The organism is Trichocoleus sp. FACHB-262 (assembly GCF_014696035.1).
Lineage (GTDB): Bacteria > Cyanobacteriota > Cyanobacteriia > FACHB-46 > FACHB-46 > Trichocoleus.
On the sequence record NZ_JACJPK010000019.1, the window covers coordinates 18,818 to 36,905 of the forward strand.

Annotated in this window: 13 protein-coding genes; 6 read left to right on the forward strand and 7 right to left on the reverse strand. The window is 48.8% G+C overall.

Annotated features, from left to right (window positions below):
• The first annotated feature begins 61 nt into the window (after positions 1–61).
• Complete coding sequence (locus H6F68_RS04715) at positions 62–1,798, forward strand: SpoIID/LytB domain-containing protein (RefSeq protein ID WP_242065349.1); 1,737 nt, start codon at positions 62–64, stop codon at positions 1,796–1,798.
• Between the two features lie 154 nt (positions 1,799–1,952).
• On the opposite strand, the gene H6F68_RS04720 is transcribed toward H6F68_RS04715, so the two are convergent.
• Positions 1,953–2,252, reverse strand: coding sequence for a ferredoxin (locus H6F68_RS04720; protein WP_190437124.1), 300 nt, complete (start codon positions 2,250–2,252; stop codon positions 1,953–1,955).
• Positions 2,253–2,764: 512 nt separating this feature from the next.
• On the opposite strand from H6F68_RS04720, the gene H6F68_RS04725 reads away from it, so the two are divergent.
• Complete coding sequence (locus H6F68_RS04725) at positions 2,765–3,760, forward strand: Gfo/Idh/MocA family protein (protein WP_190556896.1); 996 nt, start codon at positions 2,765–2,767, stop codon at positions 3,758–3,760.
• A gap of 54 nt (positions 3,761–3,814) precedes the next feature.
• Here H6F68_RS04725 and H6F68_RS04730 read toward each other — a convergent pair whose 3' ends face one another.
• Positions 3,815–4,804 (reverse strand): glycosyltransferase family 2 protein, encoded by a 990-nt coding sequence (locus H6F68_RS04730; RefSeq protein ID WP_190556898.1) that lies wholly within the window; start codon positions 4,802–4,804, stop codon positions 3,815–3,817.
• 127 nt (positions 4,805–4,931) lie between these two features.
• Here H6F68_RS04730 and H6F68_RS04735 point away from each other — a divergent pair, with 127 nt between their 5' ends.
• A complete protein-coding gene (locus tag H6F68_RS04735; RefSeq protein WP_190556900.1) occupies positions 4,932–5,402 on the forward strand; it encodes a protein tyrosine phosphatase family protein in 471 nt (156 codons plus the stop codon).
• Positions 5,403–5,451: 49 nt separating this feature from the next.
• The gene (locus H6F68_RS04740) at positions 5,452–6,348 is read left to right on the forward strand and encodes a hypothetical protein (protein WP_190556902.1); all 897 of its coding nucleotides are present in this window, start codon (positions 5,452–5,454) and stop codon (positions 6,346–6,348) included.
• Between the two features lie 19 nt (positions 6,349–6,367).
• Here H6F68_RS04740 and H6F68_RS04745 read toward each other — a convergent pair whose 3' ends face one another.
• Both H6F68_RS04745 and H6F68_RS04750 read right to left on the reverse strand, forming a co-directional pair.
• Positions 6,368–7,708 (reverse strand): pentapeptide repeat-containing protein, encoded by a 1,341-nt coding sequence (locus H6F68_RS04745; RefSeq protein WP_190556904.1) that lies wholly within the window; start codon positions 7,706–7,708, stop codon positions 6,368–6,370.
• A gap of 165 nt (positions 7,709–7,873) precedes the next feature.
• Positions 7,874–11,161, reverse strand: coding sequence for a cadherin-like domain-containing protein (locus H6F68_RS04750; protein WP_190556906.1), 3,288 nt, complete (start codon positions 11,159–11,161; stop codon positions 7,874–7,876).
• A gap of 258 nt (positions 11,162–11,419) precedes the next feature.
• On the opposite strand from H6F68_RS04750, the gene H6F68_RS04755 reads away from it, so the two are divergent.
• Complete coding sequence (locus H6F68_RS04755; protein WP_190556908.1) at positions 11,420–13,195, forward strand: N-acetylmuramoyl-L-alanine amidase; 1,776 nt, start codon at positions 11,420–11,422, stop codon at positions 13,193–13,195.
• An 82-nt stretch (positions 13,196–13,277) separates the two neighbouring features.
• Here H6F68_RS04755 and H6F68_RS04760 read toward each other — a convergent pair whose 3' ends face one another.
• The gene (locus tag H6F68_RS04760) at positions 13,278–14,537 is read right to left on the reverse strand and encodes an alkaline phosphatase PhoX (RefSeq protein ID WP_190556910.1); all 1,260 of its coding nucleotides are present in this window, start codon (positions 14,535–14,537) and stop codon (positions 13,278–13,280) included.
• Positions 14,538–14,969: 432 nt separating this feature from the next.
• On the opposite strand from H6F68_RS04760, the gene H6F68_RS04765 reads away from it, so the two are divergent.
• Entirely contained in the window at positions 14,970–15,284 is a 315-nt protein-coding gene (locus H6F68_RS04765) for a hypothetical protein (RefSeq protein ID WP_190556912.1), read from the forward strand.
• A 217-nt stretch (positions 15,285–15,501) separates the two neighbouring features.
• On the opposite strand, the gene H6F68_RS04770 is transcribed toward H6F68_RS04765, so the two are convergent.
• Positions 15,502–16,842 carry an alkaline phosphatase PhoX gene (locus H6F68_RS04770; RefSeq protein WP_190556914.1) on the reverse strand — a complete coding sequence of 447 codons (1,341 nt, stop codon included), beginning with the start codon at positions 16,840–16,842 and terminating at the stop codon, positions 15,502–15,504.
• 169 nt (positions 16,843–17,011) lie between these two features.
• Positions 17,012–18,010 carry a hypothetical protein gene (locus H6F68_RS04775; RefSeq protein WP_190556916.1) on the reverse strand — a complete coding sequence of 333 codons (999 nt, stop codon included), beginning with the start codon at positions 18,008–18,010 and terminating at the stop codon, positions 17,012–17,014.
• Positions 18,011–18,088: the final 78 nt, after the last annotated feature.

The window sequence follows — 18,088 nt, forward strand, 5'->3', positions numbered from 1 at the left end:
GGATCTTTTTCCCTGTTTTTTTCGTCGAACTGCCGTATTCTGTCAAAGAAGTCTTCTTGCGATGCCGCGACCTGTGAGCCAACCGCTTCAACCCATTGCTTCCTCTAAAGCTAAAAACCCCAAGGTTCAGAGAAACCCACTGCGTCTCCCTTGGTTTGAGTTATCTGGTATGGCGATCGCTGCTTCCTGCTTAGCAGGCTTAGGAGTCCAGGCAGGAGTCTCTGCTGCGCCCCCAGAACCAGAGCTACAACTTGGCGTTGTGCAACGATTTGGCACCAAACCCACCGATGAACTAACTTTGCAAGCCCCAGCGGGCGATCGCCTGACCCTAACTTTTACGACAGGCCCCATCCGCCAAACCTTAAGCACTACCAAGGTAAAGATGGATGTGGTGATGCAGCCACTACCAGAACCTCAAGTCAATGAACGAGTGGTCCTGAGTACTCACCGCAGCTTCGAGAGTGCTGAAGACAGCGCTGCCAAGTGGCAGGCCCAAGGGATTGAAGTTGAAGTTGCTCAGCCGGAGCGCTGGCAAGTTTGGGCTAAGCGGGATGTATACAGTTCCCCGCTCCTGCGGCGTTTACTACTGCAAAGCTTGCAAGACCAAGGTAATGCGACTGCGTATATTGATTCCCAAGTTCTTTCCCAAGTCCCGAAAGCCTCGTTTATCGTAGATGGCTACCGCTACACCCGGGATCAGTTGCAAGTCACTAGTAGTAGCAGTTTGGTTCAGGTCACGCCGGGCAGCAAAGAGAAAAACAAAAGTCCCGAACAAATCGCCAAAGAGCAGCAAACCAGTCGGCTTTATGCTGGGACAATACGCCTGCAACCCAACTCCTACGGCACCTATACCCTCGTTAATCAAGTGCCCATTGAAACGTACTTGCGAGGCGTTGTGCCGCACGAAATTGGGGCTGGAGCACCCCAGCCTGCGGTTGAAGCCCAAGCAATTTTGGCTCGTACTTACGCCCTACGCAATTTACGTCGCTTCGCGATCGATGGTTATGAGCTTTGCGCCGATACTCAATGCCAAGTGTATTGGGGATTAACTGGAACCGTGCCTGAAGCCGATCGCGCGATCGCAGCAACTCGGGGCTTGGTGCTGACTTACCAAAACGAACTAGTGGACGCTTTATACTCCTCGACCACAGGTGGGGTAACCGCGCCCTTTAGCGATGTCTGGAATGGTGCCCCTCGGCCTTACCTGCGAGCCGTGATCGATTCAGCCGCTAATATTTGGGATTTGTCGCAGCGTAGCTTAGCCAATGAGCAAAACTTCCGGGCCTTTATTACTCAGCGTAAAGGCTTCAACGAGGAGGGATGGGATATGTTCCGCTGGCGCGAGGAGGGCAGTTTAGCTCGGCTGACCACAGATCTGAAGCAATATTTGCAGAGCAATAAACATCCCTTAGCCGACTTCACAGCTATTCAACAACTCCAAGTCACCGAGCGATCGCCTGCGGGACGCGTGTTGAAGATGGTGGCACAAACGGATCGAGGCGCGATCGAACTAGAAAAAGATGACATTCTCAACGCTTTCTACCCACCCAACAGTACCCTCTTTTACTTAGACCCCATTTATGGAGCCAACAAAGTTCTCAAAGGTTACGCCTTTGTGGGAGGAGGGCTGGGACACGGCGTAGGGCTAAGTCAAACTGGCTCCTACCGTCTAGGCAAGTTGGGCTGGACTAATCAGAAAATTTTGAGTTTCTACTATCCGGGCACTCAGATTCAACCGATTAGTCAAGCGCTGACCTTTTGGCGCACTCCGTCTCGCCAAACGGCTCCTAGAAGCTAAAAAATAAGGCAGGCAGTGCAACTCGCACTCCTGCCTACTCCCTCGACCAATATCATCTAAGTTCCTCTTTTAGCAAAAAGGTTTAGAAGCTTGGTGAGAGCCAGAGAGAACTCAACCAATCAGCATTTCTCTCTGGCCCGACAAAACGAATTTTTTAGTACAGTTCTTCTTCTTGGTGGGTCAGGATGGTGCAATCAGAGGTGGGGTAAGCCACGCAAGTTAGCACGAAACCAGCTTCGATTTGGTCGTCATCCAAGAAGGACTGATCGCTTTGATCAATGCTGCCGCTGGTGATCTTACCAGCACAGGTAGAGCAAGCACCAGCGCGACAGGAGTAAGGAAGGTCAATTCCCTGCTCTTCTGCGGCGTCAAGAATGTACTCGTCATCAGGAACTTCAATAGTGGTGTTGAGCCCTTCAGCTTCGTTGATCAAGGTGACCTTAAAAGTTGGCATGCAGTAGTCCTCTCTGTTCAATGAATCGGCACGTAAAGCCTGTAGAAAGGCGACTTCAGGCATCTTCCTGAGTAATGGCTTCCTTCATCAGCTTCACTTCTAGATACTACGGGAAAAATTAAAACTTGTAACACCAAATCAGGTGTTGGGTTGAATGGGATTCGTAATGAAATTTGGTCATTTGATCTACTTATACTTATGGGACGGGTAAAGGCTTGACTAAATGGCTTTTACAGGTTCCTTTCTCAGCCCATTTATTAGATTTATGGCTTAGAAGTAAGATGCTATGAGGGTTTAGCAGTTGACAAATGGAATTCTATTAGTTCCAAAATCAAGCGATAAATTAGTAAGAATTATCTGTTTTATTAGAATTCATCAACTACGCTAGTTAGTCGGGTTGGAGCTAAAACTATCTACCTGGATTAGAACAATTCGGTAATCTATAGATTTGCCATCTTGTTCATTAGTACTGACTTGGATTTGTAGTTGTGACCACGCATTTCTTCAAAGATATGGCTCCATTTCCCCTCAATGTGGGGTTGGTTGGGACTGGCTATGCCGCAAAGTTACGAGCAGAGGCATTTCAAGCAGATTCGCGATCGCAACTGGCAGCAGTAGTGGGCCATGAGCTAGAAAGAGCCGTTGCCTTTAGCCAAACTTACCAAGCTGAGGCGTTGGACAATTGGTCAGCCCTACTCGATCGCCCGGAAATTGATTTGGTGGTGATCTGTACGGTAAATCGGGATCACGGAGCGATCGCCCGAGCGGCCCTAGAAGCAGGCAAGCATGTCGTAGTTGAGTATCCCTTGGCTTTGGATGTAGCCGAGGCAGAAATGCTGATTGCCCTAGCTAAAACCCAAAACAAATTACTACATGTCGAGCATATTGAACTCTTGGGCGGCTTGCATCAGGCCCTACGGAAATCTTTGCCGCAGATTGGCTCCGTCTTTTACGCCCGCTACGCCACAATCAATCCCCAAAATCCCGCGCCGCAAAAATGGACTTACCAGCCAGAACTGTTTGGCTTTCCCTTTTTGGGTGCTACTTCCCGGATTCATCGCTTAACCGATTTGTTTGGCACAGTTACAACTGTGAGTTGTCAGGCGCGTTACTGGAGGCAACCTGAAGTCGATCAAGACTCTGGTTTCTATCAAGCTTGCTTGTGCACCGCCCACTTGAATTTCGCCAATGGGGTGCTAGCTGAAGTCACCTATGGCAAAGGAGAAACTCTATGGCAATCGGCTCGTACCTTTGAAGTGCAAGGAACACAAGGAGCTTTAGTTTTTGATGGCGATCGCGGCACTTTAATTCAAGCTGCTGGCGAGCAGGTGGTTGAGGTGGGCGGACGACGGGGTTTGTTCGCGAAAGACACAGCCAATGTTTTAGATCATCTCTATAAAGGCACTCCTTTATATGTGTCACCAGAGGCCAGTTTGTACGCTTTGAAAGTGGCAGACGCCGCGCGGCGATCGGCAGAAACGGGACAGGTAGTGGCAGTAGGGGGTTAGCAGGTAGCACTTAGCAGTAAATGCTTGGCTGGTTTCCGGATCTCATGTTTAACGCTATCGACGCTCTGCGTGACCGTTAGAGCTTACCTTGGGGCTGGGGACCTCTGTTTCGTGGAATCCCTGCACTTCTGCAAGGGTGTAGAGCGGTCTACCTTTGATTTCCTCATAGATGCGGCCAATGTATTCGCCCAAGATGCCGATACTGACCAATTGCACCGCACCCAGAAAAAAGACCGCCACAATAATAGCCGCATAGCCAGTCAAAGGTGAACCTGGGGCAAAAAATCGCCAGTAAAGCACCAAAATTGCCATACAAAGCGCGATCGCCGCAGAAAATAGCCCAATATAAGTCGAAATGCGCAGCGGTACTTTGGAAAACGAAACCAAGCCATTCACAGCTAGCCCCAAGGACTTGCGGAACGTATATTTCACATCTCCTGCAAAGCGAGGGTTCCGTTCAAACAAAATTGCGGTTTGCCGAAATCCAACCCACGATCGCAACCCTCGAATATAACGATTGCGCTCTGGCATCGCATTCAGTACATCCACCACTTGGCGATCGAGCAAACAAAAGTCTCCTGTATCGGTAGGGATTTCGACATCGGCTAACTGCTTCAGGATGCGGTAAAAAGCATAGGCCGTGAAACGCTTAAACCAACCTTCGCGTTGGCGCTGCGTACGTTGGGCATAAACCACTTGATAGCCTTGCCGCCATTTTTCCACCATGTCGGGGATCAGTTCTGGTGGGTCTTGCAAATCCGCATCCAAAATCACCACAATTTGCCCACGGGCAAAGTTTAGCCCCGCCGTCACCGCGATTTGATGGCCAAAGTTGCGAGCCAAGCTCAAGTAGCAAACCCGCGCATCCCGTTGGTGCAGCTCCCGCAATAGTTCCCAAGAGCGATCGCGACTGCCATCATTAATCAATATCAACTCCACTGGCCCATCCATGCGGTCCATGATGCTGCTAATGCGGCGATACAGCTCTGGGATGGTAGCTTCTTCGTTATAAATAGGAACTACAAAAGAATAATGAGGGCGCATGATCCGTCTCTAGCCTGCCAGTACTTGCACGCTGACCTTGTGATGAATATACCCTTAGTTGCTATTACTCTGAGCGATCGCCCCGCGCTGATTAACCATAGACTCAGCAATAGATCAGGAGATTGAGATGAATACTCCTAAACTTGCAGAAATTCGAGCTTTCCTCAGCCTGTCTGACCAAATCGGCACAGCCGGACAACCGAGTGTCGAGCAGTTCGTAGCCATTAAAGCCGCAGGTTACGCAACTGTGGTGAATTTAGCGCTACTCACCTCAACCAATGCGCTGCGAAACGAAGCAGAGATCGTTACGAGTTACGGGATGGAATATATTCACATTCCAGTTGATTGGGAAAAACCGCAGGTTGAGGATGCTTTGAATTTCTTTGAGGTGATGGCAGCTAACCACGACAAAAAAGTGTTTGTCCATTGTGCTGCCAATATGCGGGTTTCAGCTTTTATATTTTTGTACCGCACCCTTTGCCAAAATGTTGCTCCTGAAGCAGCACTCCAAGACTTACAGCAAATTTGGACTCCAGCGCCGCAATGGCAAGCTTTCATTGAGCAAGTAACTACTCACTACCGGAGAAAAATTCTCTAAAAAATTATTATTCAAACCTTAATTTCTCTATTTCTTGAATTTATTCGTAGTGCAGGCTCCTGCTTGCTACAGACAGAAAGATGAGGTTTTGCGAAAAGCCTTTAATTCAGCCTGTATTTATATCTTCAGGGTTAATCATGCTTTAAAGATAGCGATCGCATGTGACTCTATTGAGGCGATCGCTTTGTATTCTCTTCAAAAGAAATTAAAACTAAAAAGAAATCTTTACCTCGGCAAAAGAGGAGAAAATATTATGAAGAAAACTTCAATCGCTCGTTGGACAACAATTTGTCTTCTGTTATGGTTTGCGATCGCTTGTTCCACAAATCGTGCTTCAAATAGTTCGGTGGAGACTGCACAGAACTTCCAAAATCAGGTTCCAACTCCAACCTCAACTCTTGGAGCAGAGAGTAGTCCTAGTAGGCCGTCTGAGCGCTCTCCGCAAACTGCTAGTTATGACACTACGTATGATCCGAAAACAGTGCAAGGCTATGGCGATGGGTCAGACCAATCCTCATTTATTGCCCAAATTAGATATAGCAACGTGCCTCTATGGGTTAGAGAATCTTTTTTTAAGCAAAAGTTGAATGAACGTTATGTCATGGTCTTTAGAGACATCAGACCTCTATATCTGCGAGGAGACTTTAACGGCGACAGCAAAATTGATATTGCCTTAATGCTGCAAGAAAAACCAGTTCAAAATGGCTTGAGTTCTCCTTTAGTGATGGCAACTTTTCAGGGTGGTACAGAGCAGGTAACTATCATTGATGATCCCGACAAGTTGGGTGCCGATGATATTTGGGCAGTGGTTCCTCAGGAAGAAATGGCTAAATATCAGTCAATCTCGGCTCTAGGAGAAGGAATTTTGATGGCAAAAGCAGCATCAGCTAGCCGCACGATCTACTGGGATGGTAAAGAATACAATTCTCTTCAAACTTCAGATTAAAGGCGTGAATTACTCTAAGTTAACGACCTAGTAGATTGGGAATGCCTTCACAGCCGCCCATGATTGTATTTCTAGTTTTGGAGCCGCCCCAAGCACAGCAGTAGCAGCGTTGATCTTCCGACAGTTTTACCCCCGTGAGATCGGCGTTTTCTACGACTGCCCCTGTATGCAGGCCAGCGCGGTAGTCAGGAGCCTCTGTGCGGCTGCGAGGCGTGGCAGTATCAAGGTTGCCATAGAACAGACGGGTGCCTTCTAGGTCAGCCTTTTGCAGCTTGGCTTCATACAAAATTGCTCTGGCTAAGTTGGCTTTTACTAGGTCGCAGTTGTTAAGATTCGCCCGGACTAAATTGGCTTCGCTTAAGTCAGTCCAGCGAAGATCAGTCCCAGACAAATCTGCCCCAGCCAGCATCACCCCTAAGTCAATGACTCGGACCCCATGAATTCGGTCTTCTTCGTAGCCACCAACCCCATCCAAAATGGCTCGGCCCAACCGACGATCGCGCCTTAAGGGACTTAGCAGCTTGGCCCGCGAGAGAAACCGAATAATTTTGGCTTTTCCACCCGCATCCACACTGCTAAAGATGGCAGCCGTACGGCCCTCCGCGATCGCCCGTTCTTGTGGCCAATCTTCTAGCAACCCTTGGTCATCCAACACCAGATCTGAAATACCTTGGAAATAGGTGTCAATGGTTTGCTGTTGAGTAATAAGGTTCTGCTGGATTGTCAGGTCTTTGGAAATCACATACTGTCGCCAAGCAATATAAACCGCTAAAACCGCAATTAAAATCTGCCCTAACGCGCCAAAAACTTCGCCTAACGCTCCAACCGCATCCCAATTTAACTGATTGATCCAATTATTCAGGCGCTGATTGAAGCCAGTAAGTTGATAAAGACCCACCAGAGCTGCGATCAGTCCTACAGTGCCGATCCAAACCGATTGCTCTTGTCGGGGGAATAAATCGGCGATCGCAGGTTGCCAAACAGGCCACACCACCTGCAAAGACAGCAGCAAAGCCACCAAAGCCCCTGCCCAACCAAACCAAGCATTATCCAGTCCAAACCCAATCAGCATGATCGCGATCGCTGCCAAGATCATGACAGAAGTAGCAGCGGTGGTCGCTGGCGAGCTACCCGGAACCCCTTTCTGAGACTGGGCATGCCGCACGACAGGCTGCCGCGACTTTTGTAAAGAATTACTCGTTAGTGCCCCTAATGATTGGTTAGCCGCTAAGTTTTCTTGGTAAAGCTGATTACTCGCCGCACCATTAAGGCTATTAGCGCCAGAGTTAGAGTCAGGTGAGCCGGGTTCCGGCGCAGACATAGGCGAGTGAGACTGAGATGAGTTGGGATTGCTGGTCATGCTGTTCAGTATGAAGCCTCAAAGACTCTGGGCATGGCTACTTGTATCCAAAATAGTAGCCAAATTTTAGGAGGGACGCGATCGCATTCGTGTTTATAAACAAAAGCGAGGGTATACCTTTGCACACCCCCGCTGCTAATTAATCAATGCTTCAAATAGTTGAAATTAAATTCCAGATCCGGTTCCGGGTAACGGATCGAGAACTATACCGCCGATAACAACTGGAAGCATGGCAGTTTCGGTACCACTACTAAAGGCACTACTACCACCTATGCCACTCGTGGTTAAGTCGATGGTCTCGCCGTTTTGGCCATCTGTGAGATCCCAAGCGTGGAATGTAAAAGTGGCAAGGCCCAGGAAATTAGGTTCTGGCTGGAAGCGAATCAGTTCTTCGCCAGCTAATAACTGAGCTGACTTTTCTGAAACTCCAGAGATGTCCGTCCAGTTGTTGCCATTGTCGAGGGAGTACTGCCAAGTGCCGCTGGCATCATTCGCTTCTGTGATGGCAATGCCTGAGAGGGCACCTACGTCCGAGTCCGTGACTTGGGTACCCAATAACTCAAACACCATATTACCGGGACTGTCGGTGGCAGTAGGAGCGATCGCCGTTAATAGAGGTGCAGCCTCAGGATTGAGCACAGGCGCATCATTGACTGCATTCACCCCGATGCGAACGGTGGCAGAGGCCGTAGCGTTGTTGCCATCCTTGACGGTGTAGTTGAAGCTATCGCTACCGTTGAAGCCAAAATTAGGCTGGTAGGTAAAGACCCCTTCCTCGCTAAAGGTGACAGTGCCTTGATCAGGCGTGGTAAACGAGACGAGGGTAAGCGGAGTATTTTCGACATCAGTATCGTTCGCGAAGGCGTTGAAGCTGGCGATCGCCGTGTCTTCATCGGTTGTCACAAAGTCATCTAGGGCGATGGGCGGGACATTCGTGTCCTTAATCACCGTGAGATTGACGTTGGCTACTGCTGTCGCACCTACACCATCTCGGACAGTGTAAGTAAAGCTATCGCTGCCACTAAAGTCTGCCTTGGGCATGTAGAGATACGTGCCATTGCCAAAACCCATGACACTGCCATTCGCCGGTTGCGAGAAGCTAACGATCGCCAGTGGTTCTCCTTCCACATCAGAATCGTTCGTCAGTAAGTTGGTGGCATTGAGCGTGAGCACTGTGTCTTCATTGGTGGTAAACGCATCATTGCCAACAATGGGGATGTCGTTGACCGCATTAACGGTGAGCGTGACCACAGCTACTGCCGTTGCATTATTGCTGGTGCCATCTGTAATGGTGTAAGTAAAGCTATCGCTGCCACTAAACCCGGGCTCTGGGGTGTAAAGGTAGGTATTGCCACCTCGATCGACTAATTGCCCCTTGGAAGCAGCGGTGAAATTGGTAATCAGCAGCGGGGTGCCATCTGCATCTCGATCGTTGAGCAGCAGATTGTTGGCAGTAATAGTCAGCGTGCCATCCTCATCCAAACTAAAGCTGTCTCCAGTCGCGATCGGCAAATCGTTAACTGAAGTCACGCTGAGAGTCACCGTACTACTAGCGGTGCCACCATTGCTGTCGGTAACGGTGTAAGTAAAGCTATCGCTGCCGTTGAAGTTGGAGTTGGGTGTATACAGATAAGTGCCGTTATTGTTACCCACTAAGCTGCCGTTCCCAGGTTGGGTAAAGCTAGTAATGAGCAACTCTCCAACCTCTGTATCGGAGTCGTTGGCGAGTAAGTCTGTTGCGTTCAAAATTAAAGACGTATCTTCAACTGTGGTCGCGGTATTGCTGCCGACAATAGGCAAGTCATTGACCGAGTTCACTACTAGGTTGGCTGTAGCGATCGCCGAACTACCATTGCTATCTGTAACGGTGTAAGTAAAGCTGGCGCTGCCGTTGAAGTTGAGGGCAGGGGTGTAGAGGTAGTTGCCGTTGTTATCTCTGGCTAAACTGCCACTTGTAGGTTGAGTAAAGCTTGTGATTGTCAGCAGTCCATCTTCAACGTCCGAATCGTTCGTGAGTAAGTTCGCTTGGGTAAAGCTAACGGACGTGTCTTCATTCGTGGTCAAGCTATCAGATCCAGCGATTGGGGTGTCATTAACAGCTCCAACCAAGATCGTCACCGTTGCCGTAGCAGAACCGTCGAGGCCATCAGTCACAGTGTAGGTAAAGCTCTCTGTGCCATTGAAGTTGGCGTTGGGCGTGTAGACGTAAGTACCGTCACCATTCCCTACTACCGAGCCATTCGCAGGTTGGGTAAAGCCAGTAATGAGTAAGGTTTGGCCGTCAGGCTCAATGTCATTAGTAAAGAGAAGATTACTGCTAATCGTCAGTCGGGTATCTTCGCTGGTGGAGACCGTGTCGTTAGTCGCGATCGGAACATCCGGCAATGGATTCACTAAGACACTTATCGTGGCGATCGCGGTACCACCAAAGGCATCAGCCACTGTATAAGTGAAGGTATCACTACCGTTGAAGTTGAGGTTGGGTGTGTAGCTGAGGGTGCCGTCCTGATTGAGGGTCACAGTGCCGTTTGCTGCTGGACCGACACTGGCGATCGCGATCGCATCACCATTGCTATCACTAGTATTCAGCAAGCCATTGACGGTAATCGCCACATCTTCGTTGGTCGTGATTGCTTGATTGCCGACCACAGGAGCAGCATTGACTCCCAGACGGTTTTCCGCTTGGCCAAACAAGGCAAAATGCTCGAAAGCGCTTTTGAAGATTCCTGCTGCCACCGCTTGGGCAACATCGGCATAACGCGCCAAGTAAGCCCTCCCGTCAAAAGCCGGGCTCGGACTGCGATTTTCCCCCTGTCCAAACAAGGCAAAGTGCTCATAACCACTGTTGAAAGCGCCTACTGCTACTGCCTGAGCTACATCGAGGTTTTGGGCTAAATAGTAGTCGCTATCAAATAAGGGAATGGGGGCACGCCTTTCCACTTGGCCAAATTGTAGAAAGTGGCTCACTGCACTTGTAATCGTTCCTGCTGCCACAGCCTGAGCTACGTCAGGGTTGATGCTGAGGTAATAGTTGGTATCGAAAAACGGACCGAAGCTCCGACTTTCTCGTTGCCCGAACTCCAAAAAGTGGTCATAGGCGCTGCTAAAGATGCCCGCTGCCACAGCCTGAGCCACATCAGGATTTTTTGCCAAATAGTAGTTGCTATCAAACAGAAAAATTGGCTCACGTCCCTCTGTCTGCCCAAACTGCACGAAATGATCAATGGCACTAGGGATAGTTCCAGCAGCGATCGCTACACCAATATCCGGGTTAGTACTGAGGTAGTACTTGGTGTCAAAAAAAGCACTAGGATCTCGACCCTCTAAACGACCGAACCGAGTGAAGTGATCGAGACCACTGGTGAATGCGCCTGAAGCGACGGCTTGCGCTACATCAAGATTCGTCCCCAGATAATAGCTTTCGTCAAACAGCTCAGCGAAGTTTAGGCTCATAGAATTCCTCTACTCAAAGGACATGGACGGTTTTGGGCGGAAATCTACGGTATTCAAACTACGGAAATTAAAGTTAAATTTATTACCAAAGCAAACTGCTTTACAGTATTCCTTATCACTCTGCAAGAGTATCAATGCTGGTTAAAGTACCATACCAGCTAGATTTAACAATCTTTTTGTTTTTTTGATGAAGTCTTCTTACTTGCAACACAAAACTCTAGGGAGACACAATGAACAAGGCCAAGGGACAGAAAAGATATGAACAGAATTTTGGGATGGACAGCGATTGGTGTCGGAACTTGTAGTGCCGTCTTGTGGCAAACCGTGACAATAGCAGCACAACCGCTGTACCTGGCCTACCCACCGAATAACCATGAGACCACTAGCGATCGCATTTTCTTAATTGGCACGGCTCCCCCCTCTGGAGAAGTGCTGGTCAACGATCGCCCAATTCAACGCAGTACGGCAGGGCATTTCGCTCCTACGTTTCCGCTGCAAGTTGGCGAGAATTTATTCACCCTGCGCTACCAAAACCAAACCATTCAACTCAAGGTGACTCGTCAAGCTGCTCAGTCAGAAGTGCCCACTGGGTTGAATTTCGCCAAAGATTCTCTAACTCCTGCTGCGGATATTGCTCGGCTACCCGGAGAATCGATTTGTTTTGGGGCGATCGCGCCACCACAAGCTCAGGTCAGCGTCAAGCTCGGCAACCAAACGATTCCGTTACAGGGTCAAACCCAAGCGGTGAATCTGCCAGAAAACTCGGCGGTGCTGACTCAACAAAACCAACCCACCATTGGCTCCGCGATCGGGCAATACCAAGGCTGCACGATCGCAAGTACACCAGGAAATTTAGGCCAACCGCAATTTCAACTCAGTTCCAAAGGGGCGAGCACCACGCAAGCGGCTCCTGGCAAAGTTACCATCTTGGCCCCGAATCAGCTGGAAGTAGCAGAGGTGACCGCCGAGGCAGGCACCGCTCGCACAGGCCCCAGCACCGACTATTCCCGCCTCACGCCATTGCCGAAAGGAACACGAGCCGCTGTGACAGGCAGAGAAGGAGATTGGTTGCGCCTAGATTATGGCGCTTGGATCAACCAAAAGGAAACGCGACTGGCGTCCAGCGCAGTGCCACCGCGATCGTTGATTCGCAGCATTAGTTCTCGGCAGGTTCCTGGATGGACAGAAGTGGTGTTTCCTCTGCAAACCCCTGTACCCGTGAGCGTGCAACAGGGCGATCGCACTTTTACCCTCAATCTTTTCAACACCACCGCCCAGACGGACACTACCTATGTCAACCCCGATCGCCTAATTTCTCGACTGGATTGGCAACAAGTTGCTCCAACGCAGGTACAGTACACCTTGCAACTGAAGTCAGATCAACAGTGGGGTTATAAACTGCGGTACGAAGGCACCAGCTTGGTCTTGTCCTTGCGCCATCCTCCCCAAACATCTCAGAAATCTAAAAACCGATCGCTACAGGGCATCACCATCCTGCTCGACCCAGGCCATGGCAGCCCCAACGATTTGGGGTCAAAAGGCCCCACCGGATATCCCGAAAAAGATGTGACGCTGGTTATTTCTAAACTGGTACGAGAGCAGTTGCTCAAGCGAGGTGCCACCGTCTATATGACCCGCGAAGGCGATGAAGACCTATATCCCCAAGATCGGGTAAACCAAATTAACAAACTAGAACCCGCGATCGCCCTTAGCCTGCACTACAACGCCCTCCCAGACAACGGCGACGCGATCAAAACCAAAGGTGTTTCTACGTTTTGGTACAACTCCCAAGCCAATAGCCTCGCCGTGTTCCTGCACGACTATTTAGTAGAAAAGCTCGATCGCCCTTCCTATGGAGTCTATTGGAATAACTTGGCTTTAACTCGTCCTACCGTCGCTCCTGCTGTCTTGCTCGAATTGGGCTTCATGATTAACCCAGAAGAATTTGAGTGGATTGTCGATCCCAAGGCGCAGCAGAAATTAGCTGAGGCGATCGCGGCTGGGATTACCGAGTGGGTGCAGTCGAGCAAATAATTTGGGATTCAGCGATCGCTCTTTGGCTAGGAAGGGTGGCGATCGCTGAACGAGGCTACTCAATCATCGCAGCATCAATTGCCTACCACGGACCCCAAATCGCAAAGGTAATGCCAGGGGTTTGCATGTTCACAAACATCGTTTGGCCATCGGGAGAGAAGCAAACTCCAGCCAACTCTGATGTATTGAGAGCATTCCGAGCAAACTTATAAAGACTGCCACTAGGGGTGACACCCAGGATAAAGTCTGTTCCGTCGCCGTCTTCGCAGAGGAAGATATCTCGGTTTGGTACAACAACAATATTGTCAGGATTGTCTAAGACACCGGAGTTGTTGGGTTCAATATAAAGCTCGACAGTATTGTTAGCAGGTGAATAGCGCCAGATCTGCCCATCTCCAGAACTACCGCCGCTCTTACAGGTGAAGTAAACATAACCACCGCCGTAAAAGATCCCCTCTCCACCAGAGAATCTCGCTGCGCCTTTGTTAAATCCCTCTGTTCTAACGGTATCCGTTGAGGGGTCGGGGTTGGTGATCGTCACCCAGTCCACTGCTCTAGCAGTATTTTTGGGGAAACCAGTGGTGGTATTGATTCCGGAGGAACCCGTGATCCTTAAAGCAGATAAAGTGCCGCCAGCACTCAAGTTAGTTCTTTGGTTGGGAATGAAGCGATAGAAAAGCCCATCTCCTCGGTCTTCTGTCATGTAGACATACCCTGTGTTGGGGTCTACAGCAGCAGCCTCATGATTAAAACGTCCCATCGCGGTTAGCGGCACAGGTGTCACAAACCCCGTTGCGCTGCTGGGAACCTCAAACACGTAGCCGTGCCTCTTGGTATTGTTGGTTTCGAAGGTTTCCTCGCAGGTTAGCCAAGATCCTGAAGGGGTTGGACCGCCCGCACAGTTACGAATCGTTCCTGCCAACACACCTCGATGCGATACCAGAGTCCGAGTGGGGCTCACCACCAACTTAGTGCAGCCGCCCCTAGCATTGGTGTTGTACTTCCTGGTGCTGGGAGCGCTCAAGCCATTACTAGAGGTAGGAGCGAGTTCATGGTTCCGGATGAGAACTGTATTGCCGTTGGCATCTGCAAAGGCACCCATACCATCATGACCACCAGGCACTCTGTAACCGTCGGTCATGGTTTGTCCAGTTTCAGAAAGCCTGCGATAAGTAAACCCAGCTGGTAAATCTAAGACTCCATTTGGATCAGCGACTAAATTACCGTAAGGCCCAGCAGCGATCGAGGGCTTAGCATAAAAAGCTTCCAAAGGAGATAACAATACAGCACCCGCAGCCGATGTCCCTGCCAGGGCAAAAAATTTACGTCTTGATAGATTCACTACAGCCTCTTTGAAATTCTGAAAAGGTTGTTACCAATAGGCAGTTTGATTATCTAGTGAAGATAGAAATTCTTAGTTTAACTAGAGGCTAAGAAAAGCTTATAAAAAGCAAAAAACTAAGTTAGAAAATATATGAATTTCTAATCACCAACTTATTATTAACAATTGTAAAGATTAAGTTAAAATCTAAAAGATTAGATTAAAAATGAACCTTACCTACAACAAGCCTCTTGCGTTTATGTTTATGCTTGCTGTACTTATAAAGGTTCAATATGAAATATTTCAATGAAAAACCTGAGACTTCTGACAACCTCTAGTCTATTAGTAAATACTCTATTAACGAGTTTAGTAGGAAGCTATAATCACTCCGTTCTTGCCTCTCAGCAGTTTGACTACTCTACTGTCCCAAGCACTGATGCGTCAGTGTGTTATATGAGAACGACTAGTGGTTCAACCCTCAATCTCGATCGCCTCTGTGGAGAAAAAGCGGTTGAAATAGTTCAAACTAGAGATCAGCAATTTCTTGAAGAGTATTTAGGTCTTTTAGCAAGTTCCCCCACACTTAATCCACAGTTAAGGCAAGTAGCTCAAAACAATCCTCGCCAAATTCTTCAAGCCGCATCAGACGTATGCAATGCGTTAAAGACAGGTACCGAAAGCGCTTTTTGGAAAAACAAAACTTCAGTTGATAGAGATATTTTAGTGAATTTATCGACTGAATATTACTGTCGTGATCTTGCCGATTAGCAGCAATACTTGAGGAATAATTTAGCGGCCCTAAAAAGCTCTTTTGTTTAACCAATTTATCTAAAAATTAGCTAAAAAATTGCCACCTGAAAACCTTTACTGTTTCCAAGTGGCAACGATTCGCCCAAACATTAACGCAGGTGAGAAGGATAAACGCGATCGCTCTCTAGAAATGTCAATTCTAAAACATTAAGAGAGAGCAACTAACAAGCCTAAATTAAGCTCGGCTCCAAGGTCCCCAAATAGCATAGGTAATACCAGGAGTTTGAACATTTAGGAACATGGTTTGACCATCGGGGGAGAAGCAAGCACCCGCTACCTCAGAGTCATTGAGAGCGTTACGAGCAAAGTGATAAAGTTCACCGTTGGCATTGACTCCAACTACAAAGTTGTCACCAGAGCCATCTTCACAGATGAACAAATCGCCGAAGGGAGAGACCACAATATTGTCTGGAGCTTGTAACTCAGCTTGCTGAGTAGACTCGACAAACAAGGTTAAAGTACCACCGTCTTCAGCGGTTGCACCAGGCACATACCGCCAAACTTGACCCAATCTAGCAGGGCCACCATCTGTACAGGTAAAGTACAGCTCGTTATTACCAAACCAAATGCCTTCGCCACGGCTGAAGGTAGCAGCGCCTTTTGCACGCCCCTGGAAGCGAGTACCAGTAGGAGCAGCGTCGCTGACTGGATCGGGTTCGTCAATAGTGACCCACTCAGCCGCAAGAGGTTGGCCTACAGGAATCACACTGGTAGGCCGATTTCGGGTGAGCACACCTGTTGGGAAATTCTTCAGCTTAAGTGCCTGTAGAACACCACCTTGTTGTAGTTCGCCAGGTTGATTCGGGATAAAGCGATAGAACAGGCTATCTCCGGTATCTTCGGTTTCGTAAACAATTCCAGTGCGAGGATCGATCGCCACGGCTTCGTGGTTAAAGCGACCCATTGCCTTTAAAGGAATTGGAGTAATGGCTCCTGTTGCGTTAGCAGGCACCTCGAAGTTGTAGCCGTGACGCTTAGAAACCAAGCCAGGATTTTCTTCAGGCGTAGAAGTATTTTCTTCCGAAGTGATCCAAGAACCCCAAGGAGTCACACCCCCGGCACAGTTGCGGTATGTGCCTTGAATAGAAGGATAGTGACGGATGAGTTTGCGATCGTTACCAATTACCAGTGTAGTGGTGCCACCTTTGCACAGAGGGTCATACACAGGTGCATTTAGGTCAGAAACTTTGGTAGCCGAAGTGGGGCTGAGTTCATGGTTCCGGACCAAGATGGTAGTACCTCTGGGACCTGCAAAAGCACCCATGCCATCGTGTCCTCCGGGCACCAGAGAGTTATTGCTCATAACATCCCCAGTGCGGGAAAAAGCTCGGTACTGGAAGCCGCGAGGTAAATCTAGTAAACCATTGGGGTCGGGAATCAGCGGGCCATAGCCATCGCCAAATACAGATTGACCGTTCGCTTTGCGAGCATAGAGCGCCTGCAAAGGAGACATCATTACCGTACCAGCAGCACTAGCACCTGCCAGCGCAAAGAATTTACGTCGCGATAAAGCCATGTCCTTCTCTCAGTTCTCAGGATGCGTCATTAGCTTAAGCAACGAATCTCATCAACTGGCAAAGGATAGATTAATCTTGGGTTAAGCAATTGCAGATTTCAATTTTTTTGCTGTATTGCTTAACACCTTTTGGCAAGATTGCTGCTGTCAAGTTGCTTTACGGAGCTACTTAGTGAGCGACTAAGTTCTGCTCAACAATTTCTTGCTGAAAGCTGAAGAGATTGAGGTCTTTGAAGTCAACAGTTGCCCTCAGCCAGTGGACATCTGGTGAGCCAAAGGTTTCAACCCGAGTAAAGTTCTCAATGCGGCTTTGGCTGCGCGAACCAACTAAAGGCTTGTCAATGCGGAAATAGTGACTATCTCCATGTACCAAAACCACAGGCTTTTTGAAGGCGACAGTTTCAGCTTCTAAAGCCGCGAGAAAATCGTTGTACCCGGTACGGTTGGGATCGGTAGGAGCTAACTCAAACCCAGGGTTGGCTTGAATAACCAGCATGATGCCTTTGCTGCCATTGCGCTGGGCGATCGCGAATCCTTCTCTTAACCAAGCTAAATTTGCCGCATTGCGCTCTTGGTATTCAGCATCAGCTTCTGGAGTGCGACCGAAGTTATTGTTGCTCCCTGGAATGTTCAGTCCCACAAACACAATGTTGTTGGAGATCCAGCGGACATTTTCGCGAAATTTGCTGTACTGCGGATCGTTACTTTGGCGAGTCAGGGCGATCGTGCGTTTACCTTGACTCTGATTGCCTTGAAAGAAGATTTCGCGCAGTTTAGCCAACCGTTCTACGGGGTCGTAGCCGCCGTTATTGGCTCGGTGACAATCGGTCCATTCGTTGTCTCCCGGCACAAAAATGAACGGATGCACAAAGGTATTGAACAAGTTGTAGCGCTGATAAAACGTTTCATCAGTGCATAGAGTCGAGCCGCTCTTAAAGTCGCCATCATGAACAATGAAGGCAAGCCGTGTCTTGTTCATATCCTGAATCAGGTTTTGGAACTTGCCTTCCTGCTCAGGGTTGTAGGGTAAGTCGCCGATCAGGCCAAAGTCAAACTTTGTAGCCGCTACACTTTCGTTGCCAAAAGGCTGGGCTTCTAACCAAGAGACCAGTCCTACAAGCAGCATTGATAACAAGGCAACCCAAATGAACCGACGGCTTCGACGCATGTTCCTTCCCTCCCACCAAATAGATGACCCTAAAAGTAGATAGCCCCACAAAAGCCAGCCTGAGGTACTACCTTAGAA

Excerpts from the sequence above, each read along its gene's own strand:
- H6F68_RS04715 (WP_242065349.1), top strand. The coding sequence starts at position 62 with ATGCCGCGACCTGTGAGCCAACCGCTTCAACCCATTGCTTCCTCTAAA.
- H6F68_RS04720 (WP_190437124.1), bottom strand. The coding sequence starts at position 2,252 with ATGCCAACTTTTAAGGTCACCTTGATCAACGAAGCTGAAGGGCTCAAC.
- H6F68_RS04725 (WP_190556896.1), top strand. The coding sequence starts at position 2,765 with ATGGCTCCATTTCCCCTCAATGTGGGGTTGGTTGGGACTGGCTATGCC.
- H6F68_RS04730 (WP_190556898.1), bottom strand. The coding sequence starts at position 4,804 with ATGCGCCCTCATTATTCTTTTGTAGTTCCTATTTATAACGAAGAAGCT.
- H6F68_RS04735 (WP_190556900.1), top strand. The coding sequence starts at position 4,932 with ATGAATACTCCTAAACTTGCAGAAATTCGAGCTTTCCTCAGCCTGTCT.
- H6F68_RS04745 (WP_190556904.1), bottom strand. The coding sequence starts at position 7,708 with ATGACCAGCAATCCCAACTCATCTCAGTCTCACTCGCCTATGTCTGCG.
- H6F68_RS04750 (WP_190556906.1), bottom strand. The coding sequence starts at position 11,161 with ATGAGCCTAAACTTCGCTGAGCTGTTTGACGAAAGCTATTATCTGGGG.
- H6F68_RS04755 (WP_190556908.1), top strand. The coding sequence starts at position 11,420 with ATGAACAGAATTTTGGGATGGACAGCGATTGGTGTCGGAACTTGTAGT.
- H6F68_RS04765 (WP_190556912.1), top strand. The coding sequence starts at position 14,970 with ATGAGAACGACTAGTGGTTCAACCCTCAATCTCGATCGCCTCTGTGGA.
- H6F68_RS04770 (WP_190556914.1), bottom strand. The coding sequence starts at position 16,842 with ATGGCTTTATCGCGACGTAAATTCTTTGCGCTGGCAGGTGCTAGTGCT.
- H6F68_RS04775 (WP_190556916.1), bottom strand. The coding sequence starts at position 18,010 with ATGCGTCGAAGCCGTCGGTTCATTTGGGTTGCCTTGTTATCAATGCTG.